At 43.6% G+C, this 23,869-nt stretch carries 22 protein-coding genes and 1 pseudogene; 21 read left to right on the top strand and 2 right to left on the bottom strand.

Features of this window, described 5'->3' with window-relative positions; translation table 11 throughout:
* Positions 1-55: 55 nt before the first annotated feature.
* The 19 genes from rnz to T3H97_RS14000 all read left to right on the top strand — a co-directional run bounded on the left by rnz (position 56) and on the right by T3H97_RS14000 (position 18,736).
* Entirely contained in the window at positions 56-985 is a 930-nt protein-coding gene (gene rnz / locus T3H97_RS14090) for a ribonuclease Z (protein ID WP_103049124.1), read from the top strand.
* Between the two features lie 506 nt (positions 986-1,491).
* Complete coding sequence (locus tag T3H97_RS14085) at positions 1,492-2,298, top strand: TIGR01457 family HAD-type hydrolase (RefSeq protein ID WP_328802828.1); 807 nt, start codon at positions 1,492-1,494, stop codon at positions 2,296-2,298.
* A 70-nt stretch (positions 2,299-2,368) separates the two neighbouring features.
* The gene (locus tag T3H97_RS14080) at positions 2,369-3,187 is read left to right on the top strand and encodes an Fpg/Nei family DNA glycosylase (RefSeq protein ID WP_328800040.1); all 819 of its coding nucleotides are present in this window, start codon (positions 2,369-2,371) and stop codon (positions 3,185-3,187) included.
* Positions 3,177-4,025: a deoxyribonuclease IV gene (locus T3H97_RS14075; RefSeq protein WP_328802827.1), complete on the top strand. Its 849-nt coding sequence runs from the start codon at positions 3,177-3,179 to the stop codon at positions 4,023-4,025. Before T3H97_RS14080 ends, T3H97_RS14075 begins: the two co-directional genes overlap by 11 nt.
* Positions 4,026-4,096: 71 nt before the next feature.
* A complete protein-coding gene (locus T3H97_RS14070; RefSeq protein ID WP_134903167.1) occupies positions 4,097-4,435 on the top strand; it encodes a cyclic-phosphate processing receiver domain-containing protein in 339 nt (112 codons plus the stop codon).
* The gene (locus T3H97_RS14065) at positions 4,432-4,746 is read left to right on the top strand and encodes a thioredoxin family protein (RefSeq protein ID WP_328800039.1); all 315 of its coding nucleotides are present in this window, start codon (positions 4,432-4,434) and stop codon (positions 4,744-4,746) included. Before T3H97_RS14070 ends, T3H97_RS14065 begins: the two co-directional genes overlap by 4 nt.
* The gene (locus T3H97_RS14060) at positions 4,743-5,516 is read left to right on the top strand and encodes an ABC transporter ATP-binding protein (protein WP_328800038.1); all 774 of its coding nucleotides are present in this window, start codon (positions 4,743-4,745) and stop codon (positions 5,514-5,516) included. The genes T3H97_RS14065 and T3H97_RS14060 overlap by 4 nt, the downstream gene beginning before the upstream one ends.
* A gap of 22 nt (positions 5,517-5,538) precedes the next feature.
* A complete protein-coding gene (locus T3H97_RS14055; RefSeq protein ID WP_328800037.1) occupies positions 5,539-6,597 on the top strand; it encodes a 23S rRNA (cytidine(2498)-2'-O)-methyltransferase RlmM in 1,059 nt (352 codons plus the stop codon).
* Positions 6,598-6,780: 183 nt separating this feature from the next.
* Positions 6,781-8,271, top strand: a complete 1,491-nt coding sequence (locus T3H97_RS14050; protein WP_442955619.1) for a protein kinase domain-containing protein — start codon at positions 6,781-6,783, stop codon at positions 8,269-8,271.
* Between the two features lie 41 nt (positions 8,272-8,312).
* Entirely contained in the window at positions 8,313-9,299 is a 987-nt protein-coding gene (locus tag T3H97_RS14045; RefSeq protein ID WP_328800036.1) for an SAF domain-containing protein, read from the top strand.
* Between the two features lie 22 nt (positions 9,300-9,321).
* Positions 9,322-10,035, top strand: a complete 714-nt coding sequence (locus tag T3H97_RS14040) for a hypothetical protein (protein ID WP_328800035.1) — start codon at positions 9,322-9,324, stop codon at positions 10,033-10,035.
* Complete coding sequence (locus T3H97_RS14035) at positions 10,032-10,889, top strand: hypothetical protein (protein WP_328800034.1); 858 nt, start codon at positions 10,032-10,034, stop codon at positions 10,887-10,889. The genes T3H97_RS14040 and T3H97_RS14035 overlap by 4 nt, the downstream gene beginning before the upstream one ends.
* The gene (locus T3H97_RS14030) at positions 10,890-12,725 is read left to right on the top strand and encodes an ATPase, T2SS/T4P/T4SS family (protein WP_328800033.1); all 1,836 of its coding nucleotides are present in this window, start codon (positions 10,890-10,892) and stop codon (positions 12,723-12,725) included.
* Entirely contained in the window at positions 12,715-14,799 is a 2,085-nt protein-coding gene (locus T3H97_RS14025; RefSeq protein ID WP_328800032.1) for a hypothetical protein, read from the top strand. Before T3H97_RS14030 ends, T3H97_RS14025 begins: the two co-directional genes overlap by 11 nt.
* A gap of 51 nt (positions 14,800-14,850) precedes the next feature.
* Positions 14,851-15,330 carry a hypothetical protein gene (locus tag T3H97_RS14020; protein ID WP_023988985.1) on the top strand — a complete coding sequence of 160 codons (480 nt, stop codon included), beginning with the start codon at positions 14,851-14,853 and terminating at the stop codon, positions 15,328-15,330.
* Positions 15,331-15,370: 40 nt separating this feature from the next.
* The gene (locus T3H97_RS14015; RefSeq protein WP_328800031.1) at positions 15,371-15,766 is read left to right on the top strand and encodes a hypothetical protein; all 396 of its coding nucleotides are present in this window, start codon (positions 15,371-15,373) and stop codon (positions 15,764-15,766) included.
* Position 15,767: 1 nt separating this feature from the next.
* Positions 15,768-16,322, top strand: a complete 555-nt coding sequence (locus tag T3H97_RS14010; RefSeq protein ID WP_250239088.1) for a hypothetical protein — start codon at positions 15,768-15,770, stop codon at positions 16,320-16,322.
* Entirely contained in the window at positions 16,309-17,298 is a 990-nt protein-coding gene (locus T3H97_RS14005) for a hypothetical protein (RefSeq protein ID WP_328800030.1), read from the top strand. Before T3H97_RS14010 ends, T3H97_RS14005 begins: the two co-directional genes overlap by 14 nt.
* Before the next feature lie 259 nt (positions 17,299-17,557).
* A complete protein-coding gene (locus T3H97_RS14000; RefSeq protein ID WP_328800029.1) occupies positions 17,558-18,736 on the top strand; it encodes an IS110 family RNA-guided transposase in 1,179 nt (392 codons plus the stop codon).
* Positions 18,737-19,030: 294 nt separating this feature from the next.
* On the opposite strand, the gene T3H97_RS13995 is transcribed toward T3H97_RS14000, so the two are convergent.
* Positions 19,031-20,026: an NADPH:quinone oxidoreductase family protein gene (locus tag T3H97_RS13995; protein ID WP_328800028.1), complete on the bottom strand. Its 996-nt coding sequence runs from the start codon at positions 20,024-20,026 to the stop codon at positions 19,031-19,033.
* A 166-nt stretch (positions 20,027-20,192) separates the two neighbouring features.
* Here T3H97_RS13995 and T3H97_RS13990 point away from each other — a divergent pair, with 166 nt between their 5' ends.
* Complete coding sequence (locus tag T3H97_RS13990) at positions 20,193-20,786, top strand: TetR/AcrR family transcriptional regulator (RefSeq protein ID WP_328800027.1); 594 nt, start codon at positions 20,193-20,195, stop codon at positions 20,784-20,786.
* Positions 20,787-20,875: 89 nt separating this feature from the next.
* Here the strand turns inward: T3H97_RS13990 and T3H97_RS13985 are convergent.
* Positions 20,876-21,103, bottom strand: a pseudogene (locus T3H97_RS13985) (helix-turn-helix domain-containing protein); the annotation flags it as partial.
* A 1,180-nt stretch (positions 21,104-22,283) separates the two neighbouring features.
* On the opposite strand from T3H97_RS13985, the gene T3H97_RS13980 reads away from it, so the two are divergent.
* Positions 22,284-23,837 (top strand): ABC-F family ATP-binding cassette domain-containing protein, encoded by a 1,554-nt coding sequence (locus T3H97_RS13980; protein ID WP_023988981.1) that lies wholly within the window; start codon positions 22,284-22,286, stop codon positions 23,835-23,837.
* The last annotated feature ends 32 nt before the right edge of the window (positions 23,838-23,869 follow it).

Here is a 23,869-nt window from a genome sequence, read left to right as displayed (position 1 = left end):
ATACCCTCCGAGCTTCGGAGGTTTTTTGCTGGTCAGCAGGAAGAAGGTTAATGTTATGGAATTTTATTTTCTCGGTACAAATGCAGGGGTGCCTACGATTCAGCGAAATGTAACGTCCATCGCTCTTCGTTTGCTGGAAGAACGAAGAAGCATGTGGCTGTTCGACTGCGGCGAAGGCACTCAACAAGAGGTATTGCGTTCGCCGCTCAAACTAAGCAGACTTGAAAAAATATTTATCACCCATTTGCATGGGGATCATCTCTTTGGTCTGCCGGGACTGCTTTCCAGCAGGGCGTATCAAGGGGGAACGACACCACTGACGGTATATGGGCCGCCTGGAATCCAGCAATATATCGAGCTATCTTTAGGGATCAGCCAATCGCGTATCAATTACCAACTACATATTGTGGAGCATACGGGCGGAGTTCTGTTTGATGACGGACAATTCCGGGTAGAGTCAGCTTTGCTGGATCATCGGATTGACAGCTATGGCTACCGAGTTGTAGAGATGGATAAACCCGGTAAGCTTAACCAAGAGCTGTTGGAGCGATATGGTATTAAGCCCGGCCCGGTGTACGGTAAGTTAAAGCGTGGGGAAAGCGTGGAGGTAGAAGGTGGGGTTATTTTGCATCCTCAGGATGTACTGGGTTCGCCGAAAAAAGGGCGTATTATCACAATTTTAGGGGATACGAGACCTTGCCCGAATACGGTAGTGCTGGCTCAAGATGCAACTGTCGTCGTTCATGAAGCCACTTTTCTGCATGAACTGGCAGATACAGCTTACGAGTATCATCATAGTACAGCGCTTCAGGCAGCGGAAGCTGCAAAAGCCGCAGGTGCGGGTCAGTTAATCATGACGCATTTTAGTTCTAGGTATAAAGATCAGGAGCAACTTCAGCCATTGCTGGAGGAAGCGCAAAGCATATTTCCTAATTCATTGCTTGCGGAGCAGCATGTGTTGTTACCGGTACCCGATATCGGTTAATAAACGATTGGAGAAGATATGTGCATGGGTGCCGGGGCTTGCCTCGGTGCCTTTGTTTTTCACCGAAATTATTTTCCGGGAAAGCGCAGGATGCGACAAGAGATGAGAACCCGTGCATGGTGGTGGAGGATGAATTTGTTCTACCACATATGGAGGCGTGTTATATTCGAGTTTCTATATATCGAATTTAAAGGATATTATTTCTTGAGCATGACCAGGAAATACAGGAGATTTCCTTTGAGGAAATAGCGCCTTCGATGGATTTCGACGAAGAAGTGAACTTATGATATATGAAAGCGACGGCTTTTAGCGAGGAATGGCGCTATTTTGGACGGTTTACCAGCAATTCATGGACTTCATAAGCATTTTTGACTTAAGATAGATGAGATGAATAGAGACGGCCGATTATTTTATGACCTGAATAATTAAGGTGGTTAAATAAGAAGGAGAACATCGTTCATGGGATGAATTATAATTTTTAATGCTATGATGTGAATGGATTTGAAGTGGGGGAGGGGATTGCGATAAAATCGTTACTAATTGATCTGGATGGAACACTTTATCATGGAAATCGGATGATCAAGGGTGCGGATCTGTTCATATCCCGATTGCGTACAGACCAGATACCTTATGCTTATGTTACAAACAATGCTTCACGTACACCCGAATCGGTGGCTGAGCATTTGGTTGGTATGGGAATTGAAGCGGCCAGCCATGAAGTATATACTTCGGCGTTAGCAGCTGCACAATATGTTGCACAGCAAAGTCCTGGAGCTCGTGTGTATTGTATTGGTGAAACAGGATTACGCGAGGCACTCACAGGGGCCGGTTTGCAGCTTGTTGAGAACCATCCTGATTATGTGGTACAGGGGATAGATCGTCAATTTACATATGATGCGCTGGCCGCTGCCATGCGTTGGATTCGGGAAGGAGCCACTTTTATTTTGACAAACCCGGATCTCCAATTGCCTTCACATGATGGGCTGACGCCAGGTGCAGGTACGATTGGAGCTGCAATTGAAGCGGCTTCACAGGTAAAGCCTATTGTCATCGGTAAGCCTTCAAGCGTATTGATGAACTATGCGCTGAACCGCTTAAATATTAGGGCGGATGAAGCTCTGGTTGTGGGCGATAATATGCTTACAGATATTGCGGCAGGTGCAGCAGCAGGTTGTAAAACAGCTCTGATCCTGTCGGGCGTGACGACCCGTGCTAATATGGACGAACATGTGCGTACCGTTGGAGTGAAACCTGACCTGATGTTTGACAATCTCGCTGAACTGCAGGACTGGATGAAAGAAGAGCTGAAATAATAGAAAGTATATGTCTTACAAAACTTGCGAGAATTAAAAGCTATGTAGCTACGAAAGGAAAGATGTTGTTATGCCGGAACTTCCTGAAATGGAAAACTACAGAATCTTATTATCAAAACAAATTTTGGACATTCCGATTACTGGAGTGACGGTTAGCCGTGAAAAGTCCATTAATACTGAAGTGGAAACGTTTGAGAAGCAATTGCTGGGAACGACCGTTGTATATTTAGAGCGTCGAGGCAAGCATTTGATTTTTCATTTAAACACGGGCGGGCGGCTCGTACTTCATCTGATGCTCGGAGGACTGTTATATCTGGGAACGGAGGAACAGCGTCCAGAGCGTACAGTTCAGATCGAATTAGATTTTAGTGGAGTAAAGCTTTATTTTATCGGACTACGCTTAGGTTATCTGCACCTGCTAACGGCTAAAGAAACAGAAGAAGCTTTGTCAGGCCTGGGTCCTGATCCGTTAGACCGTCGCATGACGTTGGAAAAGTTTACAGCACGGCTGAAGGGACGCCGGGGGATTTTGAAAACAACGCTGGTGAATCAGCAGATTTTTTCGGGTATTGGCAATTGTTATTCAGACGAAATTGCTTATATCGCCGGATTTACACCTGGTTCCAAAGTACAGAACATTGTGCAGTCGACAGAAAAAGTGGAAAAGCTATATCATGCCACTCAATCCGTACTACGTGAAGCTACAGCGGAAGGCGGGTACATGGAAATGCCTCTAATGGAGGGGGACACGCTAACAGGTGGATTTGATCATCAGTGTCGAGTATATGACCGCGAAGGAGAAGAATCTCCAAGTGGCGGGAAAATTGTAAGGGTTGAACTGGCGGGGAAAAAAGCATTTTATTGCCCGGTACAGCAGCATGATGCCTAAATTGCTCATCGGCTCCCATGTGAGTACGCGTGGTGGCTTTTCCAAAGCCGCTATGCGTGCGCGAGAGCAGGGGGGACGTTCATTTCAATATTTCCCAAAAAATCCTCGTAGTCTTAGGCTGAAGGAATGGAGTGCTACTGATGCTGCTGCTTGCAACGCTTACTGTTTAGAGCACCAGCTTCAATCCATTGCTCATTCACCATATCCCGTTAATCCGGCTCATGGGTCCGAGCGTGGTCAGGAACTTTATGAGCTGACGATTGCTTCATTACGCAATGATCTGGATATTGCTGAAGCCTGTGGGTCAAAAGGGATTGTCGTTCATTTTGGTCATATGCATTCGTTAGACCCTCTAGAGGGCTACCGTAACATCATTAACTGTTTTAATGATGTGCTGGAAGGCTGGCAGGGAAATGCTAAAATATTGATCGAAAATCAGGCGGGAGATCATGGCCCCATGGGAACCGCACTTGAGGAAATGGTGCAGATCCGTCAGTTGTGCCGGTATCCTGACAGTATCGGCTTTTGCTTGGACACTTGTCATGCATATGCAGCGGGATTGTGGAACGGTGGAATGGACGAGGCTTTGATCGAAAAAGGGAATCGTCTCGGCTATTGGTCAGCTCTGTGTGGAGTTCATTTGAACGATTCTAAATACCCATATGGCTCTAAAAAAGACAGACATGCCCGTGTGGGACAAGGTTACATTGGTATTGAGGGCATGCGTTGGATAACAGATCAGGAGGCTGTAAGAGGTATTCCTATCGTTTTGGAGAGTGAGACGGGACCTGATGGGACACATCAGGAGGATATTCAAATGATTCTAAGCTGGGAGTAAATCGGTCTGATTGATAATAACTATCTTTAAGGTTTGTGAGCTTGCATATATGGAAAAAGGAGGAAAAGTTGATGTATTTGTTTATGGACGATTATCGGCCTTGTCCTCCAGGCTTTAAGCTGGCAAGAGATGCGGATGAGTGTTTGCTGCTGCTTCATGAATACCCTATTTCGATACTATCGCTAGATTATGATTTGGGTCCAGGTCAGCCTACGGGAAAGGATGTGGCTGCTGCTATCGCAGGGAAACGGTTATATCCACGTGAAATTTACTTGCATTCCTCCAGTCCAGAGGGGCGGCGAGCCATGTATGAGCTACTCTATGCGAATAAGCCAGAGGGCGTCACCGTGCATAACGGGCCCATACCCGAGGAGCGTATGCAAGAGATTAGAAAAGGGTCTGAACGATGAAAGAGATCGGACAAAAAGAGGTGCGCCGTGCCATATGGGAGGGATGCAAGCTGGCTTTGTTTGTGTACACTCCCATGTGCGGAACATGCGCGGCTGCCCGTAAAATGCTAGAGGTAGCAGAGCATTTGCTCCCTGAAGAAGCAGTGGTGCAGAGCAACATTAACTATATTCCTGAACTGGTACAGGAGTACCGGATATCCAGCGTTCCCGCCCTTCTTATATATAATGGTGAAAACAAAGATCCTGAGATCATCTACAAAATGGAATCTGTAGAGCACTTGCTGAGCAAAATAAGGAGCGTGATGGAATGATATCCATGAGGAGCATTACGTTGCAGCGGGAAGAAAGACGGATTTTGGACGATGTAAGCCTAGAAATACGAGAAGGTGAACATTGGGCTATTCTGGGTCGCAATGGTTCCGGTAAAACAACATTGCTGGAAATGATGACAGGATATATGTTTCCAAGTCATGGAACGGTTGAAGTGCTTGGGCAAATGTATGGTCAATGTGATGTGCGGGAAGTTCGCAAACAGATCGGATATATCAGCCAGACCTTGCTGGAAAAGCTGACGCTAAAAGATCCCGTTTGGGAAGTGGTCGCTACAGGTGCGTATGCTTTTTTGCGCTTTTATCAGGAAATTCCGACAGAGGCAAAAGAGAAGGCCATATCTTTGCTGGAGGGTATGAATTTAGGCGACTTGATTCATCACCCGCTGGGGACGTTATCTCAAGGAGAACGTAAAAAGGTGATGCTGGCCCGCTCACTGATGGCAGAACCTCGTCTGCTAATTATGGACGAGCCTTGTGCCGGGTTGGATCTATTTGAGCGGGAAAAAATGCTGGTCGAGATTGATCGGCTCCGCAAGCGAGACTTATCAGTGGTTTATGTGACTCATCACATTGAGGAGATTGTCCCCCTCTTTACGCATGTTGCATTGATTCGTGATGGTAAGGTCGCAGCAGCTGGACCGAAAAAAGAAGTTTTAACGAAAGAATTGATTATGCACACATATGAAGTTCCGGTTGAGCTGGATTGGGACGGAGAACGTCCCTGGATTCGGGTGTGCACTGGAGGGTAATGTTATTTTGGAGGAACTATATATGAGTATAGATGAACAAAGTGAATCTACTTTGTCATCATCAAGATTTGTTTGTACGGCCAATCACGGTTTTGCACCCTATGCTCAAGAGGAGCTTAGAAGAATATTTGGCTCTGTAAAAAGCACGATGCTTTTACCTGGTGAAATTTTTCTGGTTACATTACCTGCGGAAGAAATTGAGGCAGTGAGGACAATTACAACTCAGCCGCCGATGTTTTTACGTCACTTGTTTCCTGTTCATTTTCAGGAAGAAGGAACGGATCTGGTTCAGGTGCAGGAGCGGCTGGTTGCATTCATCCGTAACCGCAAGGAACTGATGGATCAACGTGTTTCTTTACAAGTGCGCAAAGGATCTAATAGCAGTTGGACTGAAAGCGCAGGTGCGCTCAAGCAGGCTTTGAGTGAACAATTAAGTGATCTACCTATGGAGCAAACAGTACAAGGCGCCGATGTTATTGTGTCCGTTTTTGCAGATACAGATACGTGGTATGCAGGTGTATCACGTCCTGAGGATAACCTATCGGATTGGAGCGGAGGCGCGGTTCGTTTTCAGAAAGAAGATGGACAAATTTCTCGTGCCAAATTCAAGCTATTGGAAGCAGAAGCAACGTTCGGCATAGATTTTGGCGCTTTCCATCAGGGGCTGGATATTGGGGCAGCACCGGGAGGATGGACCTCCTTCTTACTGGAGCGGGGACTGAAAGTTACAGCGGTTGATCCGGCAAAGATGGAGCCATCACTGATGAAGTACGCCAATCTGACTTTTTTGCGTAAAAATGCAAGTGAAGTCAAATTTAAAGAGAATTCGTTCGATCTGCTGGTTTGTGATATGAGCTGGAGTCCTAAGCAAATGGCAAGGCTCGTTACTGATTTACTATATAGTTTGCGAAGTGGTGGTACTGCTATCGTCACGGTCAAGCTAATGCATAAAAAGCCCTTGGCGCTCATTCATGATGTAATTGCTTCATTTGAGGAGTCCGGCATGCAGATTCAGCGAGCTAAGCAACTATTCCATAACCGAGATGAAATTACCTTGTACATGATCAAGTATGGAAAATAATACTTTACAATAGATACAAGTGTGCTATATAATAAATCCAAATTGTTCCTTAAAAATAATAATCATGTTTAAATCAAGGGAAAGCATCCCGCGAAAACGGTTTTCATGGCGACATGGAAATTTGATTTTGCGGCAGCTTTCCCTTTTTTGCGTTGTCTTCTTTAGAAAGGAGGTAGGAGAATAATGAAGCAACTATCACAGTTGGAATTCGGATCAATTGTCGGTGAGCGTTACCGTATTGTTCGCACATTGGGTTCGGGAGGAATGAGCCGCGTGTTCATGGCAGAGGATTTAAAACTGCCAGGCAAGCAATGGGCGGTGAAGGAGTCTGTTGCCGGGCCACAAGTGATGATGCTTGTACGCACGGAGGCAGAGATGCTGATTTCGCTAAGTCATCCACGTTTACCGAGAATTGTTGATTTTTTTGAGCATCCTCCATCTGGTGCGGTATACCTGGTCATGGATTACATCGAAGGAATTACGCTAGAAGCATACATGAAGGGCTATCAAGGCTATATTCCACAGGAGCAAATCGTCCCATTCGCTTTGCAGGTACTGGATGTGTTGGATTATTTGCATACCCGTCAACCGCCAGTCATTTACCGGGATCTGAAACCAACGAATATTATGCTGACACCAGAAATGGAATTTATACTGATTGATTTTGGAATAGCGAGGAGCTATAAGACTGAACTGGATCAAGATACGGTAAAGCTGGGCACAGTGGGCTTCGCTGCTCCGGAGCAATATGGAGCTGGTCAGACGGATGCTCGTTCAGACTTATACAGTTTGGGAGCGCTGCTATTGTATCTCTGTACAGGAGGCAAATATAGCGAGTGGACTGCGGGAGTAGAAGGGTATATACGGGGGGAATTGCCTCGCCATTTGATTCCGGTGATTCGAAAACTGCTGCGTCAGCATCCTGAGGAACGATTTCAATCTGCCGGGGAGGTCATTAGAGAACTGCGGCGCAGTGCTGATTTTCAGCCTGCTCAACAAGGAATATCCGTTAATGATGCCTCGATGGATTATGCAGGTACAAGGGTAGTGGCTGTACTGGGTGTATCTGCCGGCTCCGGTGCTACTCATACAGCAATTGCGGTGAGCCACTATCTGGCTCGAAGGTCCCGCTCCGTAGCTTTGGTTGAGCTGCACAGCACAGCCAAAGCATTTGCCCGACTTCAAGAAGTCGTAGAAGGCACATCCGTTGGACAATCGAGTCCAAGTCGGCGTTTTGAAGTTGATGGAGTACACTACTGGCGACAAACATCTCGTGCGGATGTCATTTCTTTGTTGGGTGGTTCCTATAGATTTATCGTACTGGACCTGGGGAGTGGGCAGGACAATGAACGACTGGAAGAATTCTTGAGAGCCGATTATCCGCTCGTCGTTGGCTCAGGGGCCGAATGGAGAGTTCAGGATATAGCAGGGCTAGCCCGATCTCTTCAGCGCCACCCACAGCATAAATGGAATTACTGCTTGCCATTTGCAACCTCGGAGGCGGTTCGCAGGCTTCGTAAGGAGCTGGATCACGATAAAGTATTTGCTTTACCGTTCCACTCAGACCCCTTCGAACGAGATGATGAGGTGGATCAGGTGCTGGACGAGCTGTTTCGCGGAGTTATTCCAGATACCCGGAAAAAACGCTTCGGATTCCTTAAACGACAGCGCTAAATAGAACGGTATATATCAAAAAGAGGCAGGGGAGAAGTTGTGTGTCCAAGCTAAGAAAAAGCAGTAAGCAAAAGCTATACGCCGGTTGTATTGGCGCAGGAATTGTTGGCATTATCTTTGTTGGCTACCTTATGGTTAATATCCATCAAATGAATGAGGTCAGGAAACAGGCTGAAGTAGAGGCAGAGCAGAAATGGAAAGTGTATGAGCAGGAGCAACGAACCGCGAAAAAAGGTTGGGCGGTTGTCCGTGACATTTCTCCAGGCGAACAGATTGCATCTAATGATTTGAAGGGAATTAAAGTTCCCGGTTCTCAGGCCCCATCAAATTTGCTGACAGATAAAAGTGAGGTTTCCGGTACCACAGCCAAGATTGAGCTAAAAAAGGGATCTGTGCTTACATCGGCCATGATTACTGCTGATGAGCCCACACCTAAAGATTTACGCAACCGTGAGCTAAAGGTGGTGGTATTGCCCAACAACCTCAAGTCGGGTGACGAAGTGGATATCCGCATTCAATTTCCAACAGGTCAGGATTACATTCTATTATCCAAAAAGAAGATTTCCCGACTGGAAGGTCCAATTGTCTGGGTCACTTTGAATGAGCGGGAAATATTGTCGCTTTCGAGTGCGATTGTTGATGCCTATCTGCATAAAGCATCCATTTATGCTCTGACATATGTCGATCCCCAATTTCAGCCCAAGGCAATCCCGACCTATCCGCCTAATGCCCAGGTGTTAGCGTTAATGAATAGTGATCCGAATTTGATACGCGTGGCTGAACAAAAGCTGTCCAAGCAGCTGCGGGATTCGCTTGAAAATGCAATTAATTCGTCAAACAATGTGATTTCAACACCCGTGGAAAGAAGTCTGAGTGAGGAAATTGCAGCTCAGCATGCGGGTGCTACTATAGAAAACTCAGCAAGCGGGATTGATGCTACAAGAAATGAATATGAGAACGAGCAGGATCATCAAGAACAAACAGAGATTCTGACGCAGGGCGGAAGCTCTGATCCGTATGCCAAATAAATGAGAGAAAAGGAACGAAAGTATGAAAACATGGATATTTGCCGGGCTTTGTGACAAAAGCGATACCTTGTTATACATCAGCAGCATATTAGCAGCTTCCGGCCAACAGGTACTGCTTGTGGATGCTACGCTGCGGGGGCAGTATCGGTATAGCATAGGGATGCTCGACAAACCACTTCCCATCACACAGTTTAGTGGTTTTGATGTAGCAATTGGATTTACAGCATGGGAAGACCTGCATATCGGTATGAGTACTGATCAAAAGGCGGAGCAGACTTATGACATTGTTATTTTGGATGTAGAGTTACCTGATTTTTGTCCTATTTCTGTTTGGAAAGGGGCAGAACTGCGAGTTTGGGTCAGTGATTATAGCCGTATGCTAATGCACAACGGACAGAATTGGCTTGAGCATTTATTCAGTCAACCTAAATTCCCCAAAGATCTTGTATTTCACAAGCTATTTTTACAGGCCGTGGATTGTGGTCTGGAGGAGCCGTATCTGTGGGAATACATGAACCATTTCCCGGCTTCTTGGCAGCAAGAGCCATATGTACTGCCATGGGATGAGGGGCTGCTTGCTCTGAAACTGGAAAATGAGCATAAAAAACAGCTACTACTAAAGCCGCTATCCAGAATGTATAAGAAAGAATTATGCCGTTGTATTGGGGAATGGATGAGTTGGGAATTAAAAGTGAGTCGTCGTGCGCTAAAGCGTGCGGAAAGGAGTAGAGCATGAGTACCATTTTGTTTTGGAGCCCCATTAAGGGGGCTAGTGGAAGTAGCTCTTTGGCGGCAGCAATAGCAATTACCATAGGCAATCTATATAGAGGAAGACTATTATTGACTCATTTGGGACGTAGATATACCGGTATTGAATCAGGATTACCTATACAAGAGTATGGTATGGACGATCCAACCCTACAGCTTCAGGAAGGGGGCTGGGATGCTGCCGCACGTTTAGTTCTGCGAGGGACACTGTCTAAAGAAAATATTCGTAATTATACGACACCTGTACTCAAACATACTTTGGATGTACTTGAGGGAACCTCGAGCTTTGGAGCTGCACCGCCGTTACTATCTCCAGGGCTTGTACGGGCAGTAATCGATACAGCGAATCAATATTATGATTTAACGCTGATTGATGCAGGAAGTGGAGTAGGGTGGGGGGCTGTACAGCATGAAGCATGTGCACGAGCCAAACTGGCCGTTCTTTCACTTACTCAGAATATGCGAGAATTAGACGCTTATTTTGAATCCGTGTCTCCGTTGTCTACCTACTCATCGTTACCCTTATTAATAGTACTTGGGAAATATGATGTGCATTCTCAAGTGAATGAAACGAATATTCGCAGGAGATATGGCTACAAAGGTGCTCTGTATACAGTCCCTTATAGCACCGGATTTATGGACGCATGGAACCGCAGGGATGTGATCGGCCATGTGCAGCGTGAGGTACGAAGTGAAAAAGAGCAGCGCCGCAAGCTTTTTATGCCCGTAGGATGGGCGCAGAGTATACGGCATATCAGCAAAGCTATTCTGGAGGCGGCAGAGTCCGATCTTCGGCTCAAGGCTTTGGAGAGGGGCGCTTAAATGCTGTCCGCTCAAATGATAAACGGATTGATTCTTACCTGCATAGTGCTGATGTGCATCGTACTGATTATTGTTAAATATCGAGGGAATCTTCACTCGCGATATTCAACCCTTCGGGTAGAAAAAAAGAACGAAGATGCCACATTCGAAATATTAATAGATTATATTAAAAATGCACTTCATGAACTGAGTCATAGCCAGATGGCGGATGCCGGATTGCATGAAGAGGAATATAGACGGCGTATCCATCAAAGGGCGGAACTACGCAGGGCGTTAAAGGACTGTGCCAATGGCAGCATTGGAGATAAACGTTTTGTTAAAAATCTGATGGCTGAGCTTCTGATTAACGGTTACGGCTTGAACGAGAAAATCGTCGATACTGTTATGCCATTCTCCAGACCTGAGTTGTTTAGCATACAGGATCAATTCGAAATTATATTTTACCAATACCAGCAGAAGTTTGGCGCTGATGCACTATCACGTTTACTGGATACTTATGACTTGGCCGAAATGAGGTATTCACAGCAAGGTGAAGAAGATGGAAGTTATCTCGTTACCGCAGAGGATATTCGTTATATCTATGACTGTGAGTACCGGCCCCTTTCCTTTTTAGAGAAGGTGGATATTATTGTCCAGCGGATTTATCAGCATTACAAAGGCTTTTCCGTCATTGATGATATTCGTGACCAGCGGATCGACGGTGTAAGTGGGGGCGTCAGTGGTATGCCGAAAGGTGGGATTCCTGCGTCATCAGACTGGCCTTCGGATGGGTATGTATTTGAACAAACATCTGCGCCTACTGCCAATGGTTATGAGAGCGTATGGATTTTTTATAAAGGTAAAACGATCCATCTTTCGTTCCTTTCCTTCGGATCTGAGCGTGAACTTAAAAGGGTGTGCCAAAATATTTACAAATACAATTACCCGGGACAGCTTTCCGAAGCGAATGGTTATAAGGTCAACGAAATGAAGGATGGGTCGCGGGTAGTGGTGGTGCGTCCTCCTTTCTCAGAATCGTGGGCTTTCTTTGTTCGTAAATTCGATATTCAAAGCGCATCACTGGAACAGTTAATTAAGGGACAAAATGCTGATTTTCCAATCCAGTTACTTTCTTATTTAATGAAAGGTAGCCGGATTACTGCTATTACAGGCGCGCAGGGTTCAGGTAAGACGACGTTGTTAATGGCGATGGTCAAGCATATTTATGCTTCGTATACGCTTCGTGTTCAGGAAATGGCCTTTGAACTGCATCTACGTAGCATCTACAGTCGCCGTAACATTCTTACCTTTCGAGAAACGGACCATATTTCAGGACAACAAGGGCTTGACTTGCAGAAAAAAACAGATGGAACCGTCAATATACTAGGCGAAGTAGCAAGTGATGAAGTAGCTGCTTGGATGATTCAAATGTCGCAGGTTGCCAGTCTGTTCACCATTTTTACTCATCATGCCAAAACATTTCGTGATCTCGTGTTTTCACTTCGTAATTCATTGCTCAAAACAGGAGTATTTCAGCATGAAGGCATCGCTGAGGAACAGGTAGTTCATGTCATTAACTTTGATGTGCATCTCAAACGTGATGCGGAAGGGCGACGCTACATCGAACGGATCACAGAATGTGTGCCGCGTGACCCGGATCATACGGATGCAGGCTCCAATGCTTCATCGAGCTATAGTTATCGCCACGTTATGGAATATCGGAACGGAAGCTATATACCAATGGAGCCCTTAACTGCCAAAAGTACAAAAGAAATGTGTGAGCAGATGAATGTAAAGGATGCCAGAGATTTCCGCAGTTTTTTGACCCGCTATTGGGAGGAAGACTATGAGTCTTAAAGAAATTTTATTATGGATTTTACTTATATCAGGTGGGGGCTTTGCGCTTCTATATATAGTTTTGTGGGGGTTGCGTAAGCGCAGTAGTCATGCAGTTCGCAGAGGACGAATTTATTCTGTGCAGGAAGGACGCAAGGGAAAAGCGGTACTGCAACGTGAACTGCAAGCCTTACTGCATAAGTTGTACGCGCTATGTATGAAGGTCCCTTTCTTATCCGGATACATCACGAGTGTACGTAAGCGACTAGCTGGTCAGCATGCCTACGATGAGTACAAGCTTCGCCTACAGACCATGAAGATGACACTGTTCATCTGGGGGACTTTTGCTTGCAGTGGCGCTGTGCTGGTCATGATGAAGCCAGGAATAGAGTTTGCTATATTGGCCGTTTTATGCGGAGTGGTAATTAACAGTCTTATTTTGGATATGGCCATTAGCCGGATGGAAAAAAGGCTACTTGCACAGATGATCGAATTCTTCGCCAATGTACGTCATTATTACCATCAGCACGGTATGGTAGAGGAAGCCATATCTGAAGCGGCCGATTTGGCGGAGGCAGAGGCTGGGAGACACGCACGACTCATCCATGAGGCGCTAACAGATGTTGATCCGCACGAAGCATTGGAAAGATACTATGAGTCGGCTCCTAATCGATTTTTAAAAGCTTTTGCCGGTATCTCGTATATGGTAATGGAGTTTGGTGACCGGGTTGAGGAAGGGGGCTCCATTTATTTGAAGGGGCTCGGCAGTCTCGCACGCGAAATCCAGTTGGAGTTGCTGCGAAGAAATAAACTGGACTATCTATTTAAAAGTCTAAACGTGATCGCACTGGCACCTGTTTTCTTTACCACCCCAATCGAGACATGGGCGAGATCCAGCTTTCCATCCATGGATGAGTTTTATCAGGGGAAATTGGGTTATATCACGAAATTGTCCGTTTATATTGTGATAATCGTATCTTATTTCCTATTACAGAAACTGCAACAGACCGATGAGACAGGATATCGTGCGGGTAGAGGCCGGAGGGTTTGGGAGCAGAAGCTATACCGTTTTCCCATCATTCGTAATGTGGTGGATTCTTTAATTCCGCGTCAGCATATGTCTACTTATTTCCAAATAACCCGTCTATTAAAGGAAAGTGGTGCGGAGGTTAAACTGGAGTGGCTCTACATACGCAGAATGGCTCTTTTTATCGTAGGAGTGGTGCTCAGTATCAGTACGATATTTTTTTTACATGAAGCTGAGAAAACGCATATCCTTCACGCACCAGTGCAATCGGGTCAAATGTTTGGACGTTTAAGTCCGGTGGAGCAAAAAGAAGCTTTGAAGCAGAGTGAGATTGATCGCAAAATCATGCATTCGCTGAACATGAGGTCGAACAGCACATACGAACAGACGTACGCTGCTTTAGAGCACAATGCTAATGGAACTGCTACTCCTGAACAGTTATCCACAAATACTTGGCGTATCCTCCAAAAGCTGAAAGATTGGAATGATGAATACATCAAGTGGTGGGAAGTGCTGATTAGTTTGATTGTTGGGTATGCAGCCTATCAAATGCCTATGCTTTTATTATATTTGCAACGAAAAATGCGTCGGTTGGATATGAGGCATGAGGTGTATCAATTTCAAACAGTTATTTCCATTTTACGGGTTATGGAACGAATGTCCGTCGAGGAAATATTGGAGTGGCTGAACAGATTTTCAGTTATATTCAAAAGACCTCTGCAAAAATGTTTGCTTCATTATGAACATGGGCCAGAGGCAGCTCTCGACTTGCTAAAAGAAGAAGCACCTTTGCCGGAATTTCAACGTCTCGTGGATAAGCTTCATTTGTCTTTAGGTAAAATTACGATTCGAGAGGCCTTTGATGATTTGGAATCCCATATGTCCTACTATTTCGAACAAAGAAAACAGGAGTATGAAAAAATAATAGACAGCAAGGCTATCTGGGGAAGGATGATTGGTTTTGCCCCGATGTATGGTCTTATCTTTTTATATTTGGTGATTCCGTTGATCGGCATGAGTTTTGTTCAAATGGATAACTATTATGAGCAAATACAAAAAATTCAGTAAGAAAGTTCTAATATGACTAATACAAAATAACAAGCTGAGGAGAGAAAAATAATGAATAACGCATCAACAGCTTTAAAGGTAGCCGCTGGGATATTTTTGACCATCGCTCTAATTACGATTGTAGTTATACTGTTTATTTCAGCCCAGGAGGCGACTAAAACGGCACAAAACAATTTTGCTGATATCCAGACCGAATTGTCTCAAGCCTCTTTTACGGTATATGACGGCACAACGATTAGCGGTTCCCAGGTGACCAACGCGCTGCGGAAGTTTCAGGGGAAAGACCAATTCGGCATTCAGATTAAAACCGGTAAAAATATGGCAGGCCAGTGGTACGGTAATGCTCTGAACATTAGCCCAGACAGTGAACAGTACGGCGCCGTGAATGGCGGCAGTGATAAGACTGGAAAAATCACGAATACACTTAATGAAAAAGAGAATGAATACGTAAATCCAAGTGGCAAATTCAAGGCTGAAATCGTCAAGGACAAATCGAACGTTGTCCGTGGGTTGTTGTTTACCCAGTCCTAAGCACTACAGCAAAGATAATAATCATAAGGGGGATGAGAGTATGTCTGATCACGCTTCAAGTATGCTGCGGCTGGGTGTGTCAGTTATTCTGTTCATAACCGCATGTGTAACGGCAGCAGACTTGTCCAGCCAGCTGAATTGTGCACTGGAATTAAGATCACAGCAAGAGGAGCATTCTGAAGGGCGAATAGCCCGTACTGCTGGGGTGGGATTGCCGGAACGGATTAAAGGAACTCAGGTCATACAGGCAATTCGCATGAACTTACAGGAGGGGATTTCGATTCAAGTCGACGGGACAGAGTACGATGCGTATTCTGAACCGTTTGAGCCTGATGTATCTGCCCTGGATGCTTCCTCTTTATATTCCATATACCCACAGCGTAATGGGAATGGGGACATAACATCTGTACGTTTTGAGAAATTGGGGGAAGACTGAAGTGGTTCAAACAATATCCAAGTTGTTGGGGGCGCTGCTCGCTGTATTGCTTTTGTACATCGTACCCGCAGCTCAAGCTGCTGAACGGCAGGATGATATATCCGGGTTAAATACGTATCATTCAACTGTACGTTTTGTTGATATGGTAAGAACCAAAGGTTACATTACACCGACGATGTATAACGATTTTATGCGCGATCTGGAATTGACAGGCAATACGTACGAAGTTGATTTGGAGCATATGCACAAAAAATATGTACCGGACTATGCAGATGCCGCGAAGCCAGACAGTTTTCTGGGCAATTATGAAACTGTATATGATGGGTACTATAATCCGCAAATCTTGTCTGTGTTGTTTCCTGACAATCAGCAGCCAAAATCAGATCAGACACGTCGGTATACCTTGATGGCCGGGGATTATTTTACGGTCCGGTTACATAATACGAATCGGACTCCTGCGGACTTGTACAAATCATGGCTTCTCGTTGGGGCAAATAGCGGCAAATCGGCAGTTACAGCTTCTTACGGGGGCATGGTTCTGAATGAAGATTACTGATTTTGCAGTCATATTTATACTTTTGTTTTTGCCCTTTGGTGTAGTTAGTGACTTACGGGTGCAGAATCAGCGTGAAGTGCAGCAGCTAGAAATGAAATATACGTCGGCTCTTCGTACCGCAGTTCAGGATGCAGGGGGCGTGCTCTCACAGAATGAACGTCAGGAACGCGAGGCCGGATACGGATCGGATAAGTTTTTTCGTGTAGATAAAGAAGCAGCGCTGAACACGTTCCTGCACACCCTTTTTCTTAATGTAGGCATTGATGAGGATATAGTAGCACAACGTGCATTATTGGATTACATACCAGCCATTGTAATTCTGGATTATGACGGTTATTATGTGTACACTTCAGAAGCCTATACAGACGAGCATGGACAAGGTGCTATTGGCCACAAATGGAGCGAAAAAAAACCATATGCCTATCTTGATTCAGTAGGCAACAGTGTGGGGTTCACCTTGGATAATTATGTGCGCGCATACGATGCGCGGAATCACAGGTGGGTGGAGGGCTTTCAAAAGGAACTTCAGGATCAGACTCCTATATCTTTACTGAATAATTTAGAAACTTTTGAGCAAATACGTCGTTCTACCATTGTTGGCAGTGTCCAAGAGGACTTGGCGCGAATTATTAATGTCCATAACGAAAAAGCTGCACGTAACGGCATCTCCTATACATTCACACTACCGATCATTCCGCAAGAGGAGTGGTACAACACGGTAGATGATGTGGGTCTGATCGCGTTTATCCAAGGCATTCCGGTCGGAGACAGGTATTACAATAACTATGGATTTGGTGGTGGGAGAGTCGTCAGAAAGCAAGACATTATCGGTGGCATAGAACCAGATACTGGAATGAAATATTTTTATAGAGATTCATGTCCAGCTCCCTTTAAAGCGAGTGAACGTTTTACGGATGAAAAATCTGCAGCAGCTGCGGGATACTTTGAGTACAAATGTTATAATGGCTTAAAATAATCACCCTCATGGGTGGTTTTCGTATTATTAGGTCAACCAAAAATTTGGTTGGCCTATTTTAATAGGTGTTTTAAGATGACGATAGCCGGGAAGAACTAGGTGGTTTTAGGGGAATAAATAACCCCGTCAAGAAAACTGTTCTCCCACTATCACCAACGACCATGTTTGAGCTGGTTGGGGCATGCGATCCCGTATAACAAGCGAAGCTATGAGGTTGGAATCATCGTGGGGACACCGGGATATTCGTAGGAGGGGGATTATGGAACCAGTTATTGGACTAGACGTATCAAAAGGAATGAGTGTATTTCAACCCTTTATGCAAAGAAATGAGCCGTTAGGAAAGGCGGAAACAATTCTCCATGAAGAGCAAGGCTTTCGTCGTTTACGCGAAGTAGTTACACAATTACAGGAACGCACAGGCCAGGCTCCAGTTGTTGTTTTAGAAGCAACAGGTCATTATCATCGTGGGCTTGTTGCATTTCTCATACGAGAAGAAATCGCACATCTCATTGTGAATCCCTTGCAGTCTAAGCGAGCTCGAGGGACTACGCTACGCAAAGTTAAAACAGATGCAGCAGATGCTTGGCACTTAGCTGAAATGTTCTACCGCGGTGATTTAAAGCCGCACCGGGCATGGGATGAAGCCCACACGGAGCTTCAAAATGTGACCAGACAGCATGAATTTATAACATCATTATATGTACAGGCTAAGCTAAATACTCGGGCTTTGCTAGATCAGGTATTTCCCGAATTTGAACCCGTATTTTATGACCTTTACTCGGTAACGGCTCTAAAAGTCCTGCAAGCTTGCCTTCAGGGTAAGGTGGAAAATGCCTCTCAAGCTTTGTTTGAGCATGCCAGGCTCTCTCACTCCAAGAAGTGGATTAACGATAGAGTAGAGCTGCTAGACATAGCGTTGCAGCAAAAAGCCAAAGTTAGCCGAAGCGTCTCTCAACATGCCGTTTTAGAAGGAATGATTACCTTATTACTTGCCTTTCAATCTCAACTCGAAATATTAGAGACACAAATGGAGGAGATTTCTATAAATCTTCCCGAGGTCTATTTGCTCAAATCCATTCCCGGGATTGGTGACAAACTCGCGTCTACTATCGTGGCCGAAATTGGAGATGCGAGACAATTCGTGGGGCCAAAACAATTGGTTGCTTTTGCAGGACTAGATCCTGGGGTGTACAGCTCAGGTAAGTTCACAGCAACGAATAATCGGATTACAAAACGAGGATCAAAGAGACTACGAAGAGCCATTTACTTGGCCGTTCAATGTGGACTGCGACAAGGAGCAAATCAAAAAATAAAGCACTATTACGAAAAGAAAAAGAAAGAGGGCAAGCCTTACAAGGTAGCTGTGATCGCCTGCGCAAACAAGCTTATACATCACATATACGCCATCCTTAGTAAAAACGAGCCCTATCGTCTGTAGAATAACCATATTAATCCATAAAATTTTCTGTAGGAGCAGAAAGTTTTTTTGTCATGCCTATAAATGGGGTCCAGCCAACATTTTAACGAAAATATACGCTAAGAGAGCATAATGGGGTAGCGTCAGGAAAATGCGGATTTACAACGTTAAGGAAATCCAACTATAAAAAATCCTAATTTTTCGGTATTATAAGTGAGAAATTATGCTTTAATTACTTCACTAAAGCGCCCTTTAATTGAATAAGAAAATAAATTCTACTATTATTGCAAGAGGATACTGAAAGGTTGTTTTACTTTAAACCAGTATGTTCACAACTGTTCTGCCTCTTACTTTACCTTGTAAGATGTCAGTTAACGTTTGGGGTAACTCTCTTAATGATACTTCATTTATTATTGTCCCTAAACCTTCTGGCTTTAAGTCAGTTGCCATTCGGTTCCATAAAGTTTCTCTTAAATCTTTTGGACAATAAACCGAATCTATTCCTAATAAATTGACACCTCTAAGGATAAAAGGGAAAACGGTTGTTGGCACTTCGGCTCCTCCAGTTAATCCACTTACAGCAACGGATCCTCCATATTTAGTGTTGCTTAAAATAGATGCTAATGTCTTACCACCTACCGGGTCAACTGCACCTGCCCAGCGCTGCTTTCCAAGAGGACGAATTTTTTCTGGTGTAACATCTTCGCGCGAAATAACTTCTTTTGCTCCTAATTTCTTTAAGTAATCATATTCGGATTCTTTTCCTGTACTTGCTGTTACCTGATAATTTCGTTTGGCAAGCATTAAAACTGCCATACTCCCTACGCCACCAGTTGCCCCAGTAACTAAAATAGGACCTTTTTCTGGCGTTAGTCCATTTTTTTCTAATTGATGAATTGAAAGAGCTGCTGTAAAGCCCGCAGTCCCAAAGGTCATTGCTTCTTTTAATGTCAAATTATCTGGCAGAGGTACTACCCAATCCCCCGGAACTCTTGCATATTCACTGTATCCGCCATAATGAGAAACACCTAACTCATAGCTTGTGACAATAACCTTGTCACCCTCTTTATAGCGAGAATCGTTTGAAGAAGTAACCGTTCCTGCAAGGTCGATTCCGGGAACAAAGGGGTATTTTTGAACAATCTTTCCGTTTGGAGTACTTGCTAAACCATCTTTATAATTTACACTTGAGTAATGAACTCGTATCGTCACATCTCCGTCTGGTAAGTCATTAAAAGAAAATGATTCAATATTTACTGAAAAATTTTCCTCCGTTTTATTTACGACAAGAGCGCTAAATTCCTTTGGCATCTAAAATTTCCCCTTTCAAACTAGTTATTTAATCATAAATCTAAATTTATCGTAATGTATTTTATACTGTCTGGTCAATATATTTTATCCAGTCAGTATAAAATACTCGTACAAGTTGATAAAATTTTGTATAATATTCTTAGGTTTCGAATGGAGGTTCGATTGAATGGTTAAAAAAGCTGAACAAAGACGCAAACAAATATTAAAAGCTGCCTTTCAAGCTGCATCTGAAAAAGGTTATGAATCTGTGACATTGCAGGATATTGCAGATTATGCAGAGGTAAGTAAAGGAGTAACAAACTATTATTTTGAAAATAAAGCGGATGTATTTGCTCACTTATTTGAATGGATAACGACAAGAATTTATGAAAAAGAAGCTAAATCTGTTGATGAAAAGGAAACAGCAATTGAAAAGCTAGAAGCATTTATAAATCAGGTCTTCATCAGTCCTAAAGAAAATAAAACTTTCTATCGTGTGTACTTAGACTTTTTAGCACAGGTGAAAAATAATAATCGGTATAAAGAAATTAACCAACAATTCTGCGAAAACTGTTGGTCTATCTGTAAAAATATTATCACACTGGGAATCGAAGAGAATGTGTTCAAAGTAGATAATATCGAGCAATCTGCCATTAGTATTCGGTGTATGATTGATGGTAGCTTAATTCAGTGGTTAATGAGGGATGATGATAGCTTACATAATTATTATCGAATTGTATGTTATGAATCAATTCTCCAGATCCTAAATTTTAAAAAATGAAAGCAGTTCGATAAAGAAAAGCAACCGAATATGTTTTTTTTCTTTAAACCATTTATTCCACTATTTGGCCTTTTAAAGGAAAAAACGAACTATTTTTTCCCTTCTGAAAGCTTTCGATATAAAGCCGATCTTGAAACATTCGTAATTTCACAAATTTGCTTTACGGTCATTTTGCCTTCCCGATAAAGCTTTACTGCATAGTTAATCCCGGCATGCTTATGGTGATACTTTTTGACTCTTCCACGGTATTTCCCTTCCTTTTTTGCTAAATCAATTCCTTCACGTTGACGCATTCGAATTAGATCACGCTCTAATTGGGGTAGCGTCGGGAAAATTTGCTTAGCGTTGTAAATCCGCATTTTCCTGACGCTACCCCTTAGAGTAAGGAACGTCGGCTTTTTTGAGCAACTGAAGGGCTTAGCGTATATTTTCGTTAAGAATGTTGGCTGGACCCCTAAATAGAGCATATCAAGTTTATGGATTTATACAAAAAAAATTCTAGATGGGGTTGAAAGATTCATCACATGGCTAAACTATTCTCAGCCATAAATGTTCCACAGATACGTTAAATCAAGTGGAAGTTGAGGAATTTTATTTATGCTCCAAGGCTGCCGCTGTTTAATATTCGGATCAGTTTATCACTGAATTATGAATTTTGAACAACTCATCGGAGGTCGCACATATGGTACTAAATTTCGTATTAGCGTTCTTCATACCATGGCTTATAGCAGTTTTGGTATTTGTAGAACAACCAAAGATTGTTCTGCGAGTCGCTCCGTTTGGTTCAACAGTAGGCTTTCTGTTTAATGCAATTGGCATACATTTTGATTTTGGCGAGTAACACCAATCACAAAGGATGCAACCTTTTCAACTTTACCGTTCAACCTAGGAGTATATCCTGTACTAGTATCACTCATGGTGTACTTGATCGAAAAGTGGCAGAAGAGTCCTTTTCTTCCGATTATTATTTTTACCACTGTGACAACAGCTGCTGAACTATGCGCTGTTTGGCTGGGCTGAGTTACTTATAGCACTGGCTGGAACTATTTATGGACTTTCATTTCTTACGGTATTGCATTTGTACTAGTTTACTTATATATACTGGTTTTGAAATGGGCAGAGAAATAGAACAATCTCCAAGTCAAAAGATAGCACAATAGAAGCAGTGACAGCCTAGATATCAATGCTTTCTTGAGTGAGAGTCAAATAAATGGAATTTGATACTCGACCTATTACGATCATACCGTTCAGTTTATAGAAAAATTCGCCATCTCCTTGGCGTATTTTTTCGTTAGAATGTTGGTGGACCCTCTTGACAAACATTAGCTGGTTTTCTTTTTTTAGGCAGATCCATACCAAAAAACCTTAAAATTCACTGTTTTCAATATTCCGATATGGTTGCAGAATGTGCTACAATAAAGCTTTGAAAGAAACGAAATGCATATGAAATAAGAACAGTCGGCAGCGCCGATGACAATAAGGAGCCAAAAACAGCTTATGAGTTTATTGACTGTAGAAAATGTATCCCACAACTTTGGGGACCGCGCATTATTTAAAAATGTTTCCTTTCGATTGCTTGCGGGGGAACGTGTAGGTTTGGTAGGAGCTAACGGTGTTGGTAAATCGACACTCATGAACATTCTCACTGGAAAATTGCTTAAGGATGAGGGGAAAGTGGAATGGACTCCACGTGTACGTTACGGCTATCTGGATCAGCATACCAAGCTGACACCGGGCAAAACGGTACGTGATGTATTAAAAGACGCTTTTCTTCCTTTGTTGGAATTGGAAAAGGAAATGATGCAGATTACTGACAAAATGGGGGATGCTTCTCCTGAAGAGTTGGAAGTGTTGCTGGAACAGATGGGTGAAATTCAGGAGCAACTGGATATGGGGGATTTTTACCTCATTGATGTGAAGGTTGAAGAAATGGCGAATGGACTAGGCCTGTCGGCCATAGGACTGGATCGGGATGTATCTGCACTTAGCGGCGGGCAACGGACAAAGGTGCTTCTTGCCAAGTTACTGTTGGAAAAGCCGAATGTCCTGTTGTTGGATGAGCCTACCAACTATTTGGATGTAGAGCATATTGAATGGCTTACGCGCTATTTGAAGGATTATCCCTATGCTTTTATTCTTATTTCACATGATACTGAATTTATGAATCAGGTCGTTAATGTTATTTACCATCTTGAATTTGCCAAGATGACCCGTTATTCAGCTAACTATGAAAAGTTTCTTGAAATGGCGGATCTGAACAAAGCTCAGCATATTGATGCTTATGAGAAGCAACAGGACTTTATTAAGAAACAGGAAGATTTTATTCAGCGTAATAAAGCGCGTGCTTCTACCTCAGGCCGAGCAAAGAGCCGTGAAAAGCAGCTTGATCGGATCGAACGTATTGATAAGCCTGAAGAAGCCGCAAAACCAACCTTTCAATTCAAAGAGGCACGTGCAAGCGGAAAGACGGTATTTGAGGGTATTGATTTTGAGATTGGTTATACACATGCCCTTTTGCCTAAAATGTCCATGACGATTGAACGTGGCGAAAAGATTGCAATTGTCGGCTACAATGGTGTCGGTAAATCGACATTGCTCAAAACCATATTGGGAAAAATTCCGCCAATCAGTGGAAAAACCTATCAAGGTGATTTTTTGCAGCCCGCTTATTTTGAGCAGGAAGTAAAGGCGGAGAAAATTACACCGATTGACGATGTATGGAATGAATTTCCGCATTTGAATCAGCATGAAGTACGAGCGCATTTGGCGCGTTGCGGTTTGAAAAATGAGCATATCACGCGTCCACTATCAGCGCTTAGTGGTGGAGAACAGGCTAAAGTCCGTCTTTGCAAACTGTTAATGCGTGAAAGCAACTGGGTATTGTTCGATGAGCCTACCAACCACTTGGATGTTAAAGCAAAGGATGAGCTGAAACGTGCCTTGAAGGAATACAAAGGGACCGTATTGCTTGTATCTCACGAACCGGACTTTTACGAGGATTGGGTAACCAAAACGTGGAATGTGGAAGAATGGTCAAGTAAAGTTAACTAAAATCAGTTAAATCCAGTTCTGCATATTTCACA

Source organism: Paenibacillus sp. LX16 (genome assembly GCF_036252815.1).
Classification (GTDB): Bacteria; Bacillota; Bacilli; order Paenibacillales; family Paenibacillaceae; genus Paenibacillus; species Paenibacillus polymyxa_B.
This window is presented reverse-complemented; position numbering and strand designations above follow the sequence as displayed.

Excerpts from the sequence above, each read along its gene's own strand:
- T3H97_RS14055 (WP_328800037.1), top strand. The coding sequence starts at position 5,539 with ATGAGTATAGATGAACAAAGTGAATCTACTTTGTCATCATCAAGATTT.
- T3H97_RS13995 (WP_328800028.1), bottom strand. The coding sequence starts at position 20,026 with ATGCCAAAGGAATTTAGCGCTCTTGTCGTAAATAAAACGGAGGAAAAT.
- T3H97_RS14015 (WP_328800031.1), top strand. The coding sequence starts at position 15,371 with ATGTCTGATCACGCTTCAAGTATGCTGCGGCTGGGTGTGTCAGTTATT.
- T3H97_RS14025 (WP_328800032.1), top strand. The coding sequence starts at position 12,715 with ATGAGTCTTAAAGAAATTTTATTATGGATTTTACTTATATCAGGTGGG.
- T3H97_RS14005 (WP_328800030.1), top strand. The coding sequence starts at position 16,309 with ATGAAGATTACTGATTTTGCAGTCATATTTATACTTTTGTTTTTGCCC.
- T3H97_RS14040 (WP_328800035.1), top strand. The coding sequence starts at position 9,322 with ATGAAAACATGGATATTTGCCGGGCTTTGTGACAAAAGCGATACCTTG.
- rnz (WP_103049124.1), top strand. The coding sequence starts at position 56 with ATGGAATTTTATTTTCTCGGTACAAATGCAGGGGTGCCTACGATTCAG.
- T3H97_RS14060 (WP_328800038.1), top strand. The coding sequence starts at position 4,743 with ATGATATCCATGAGGAGCATTACGTTGCAGCGGGAAGAAAGACGGATT.
- T3H97_RS14065 (WP_328800039.1), top strand. The coding sequence starts at position 4,432 with ATGAAAGAGATCGGACAAAAAGAGGTGCGCCGTGCCATATGGGAGGGA.
- T3H97_RS13980 (WP_023988981.1), top strand. The coding sequence starts at position 22,284 with ATGAGTTTATTGACTGTAGAAAATGTATCCCACAACTTTGGGGACCGC.
- T3H97_RS14035 (WP_328800034.1), top strand. The coding sequence starts at position 10,032 with ATGAGTACCATTTTGTTTTGGAGCCCCATTAAGGGGGCTAGTGGAAGT.
- T3H97_RS14080 (WP_328800040.1), top strand. The coding sequence starts at position 2,369 with ATGCCGGAACTTCCTGAAATGGAAAACTACAGAATCTTATTATCAAAA.
- T3H97_RS14000 (WP_328800029.1), top strand. The coding sequence starts at position 17,558 with ATGGAACCAGTTATTGGACTAGACGTATCAAAAGGAATGAGTGTATTT.
- T3H97_RS14070 (WP_134903167.1), top strand. The coding sequence starts at position 4,097 with ATGTATTTGTTTATGGACGATTATCGGCCTTGTCCTCCAGGCTTTAAG.
- T3H97_RS14030 (WP_328800033.1), top strand. The coding sequence starts at position 10,890 with ATGCTGTCCGCTCAAATGATAAACGGATTGATTCTTACCTGCATAGTG.
- T3H97_RS14075 (WP_328802827.1), top strand. The coding sequence starts at position 3,177 with ATGATGCCTAAATTGCTCATCGGCTCCCATGTGAGTACGCGTGGTGGC.
- T3H97_RS14020 (WP_023988985.1), top strand. The coding sequence starts at position 14,851 with ATGAATAACGCATCAACAGCTTTAAAGGTAGCCGCTGGGATATTTTTG.
- T3H97_RS13990 (WP_328800027.1), top strand. The coding sequence starts at position 20,193 with ATGGTTAAAAAAGCTGAACAAAGACGCAAACAAATATTAAAAGCTGCC.
- T3H97_RS14050 (WP_442955619.1), top strand. The coding sequence starts at position 6,781 with ATGAAGCAACTATCACAGTTGGAATTCGGATCAATTGTCGGTGAGCGT.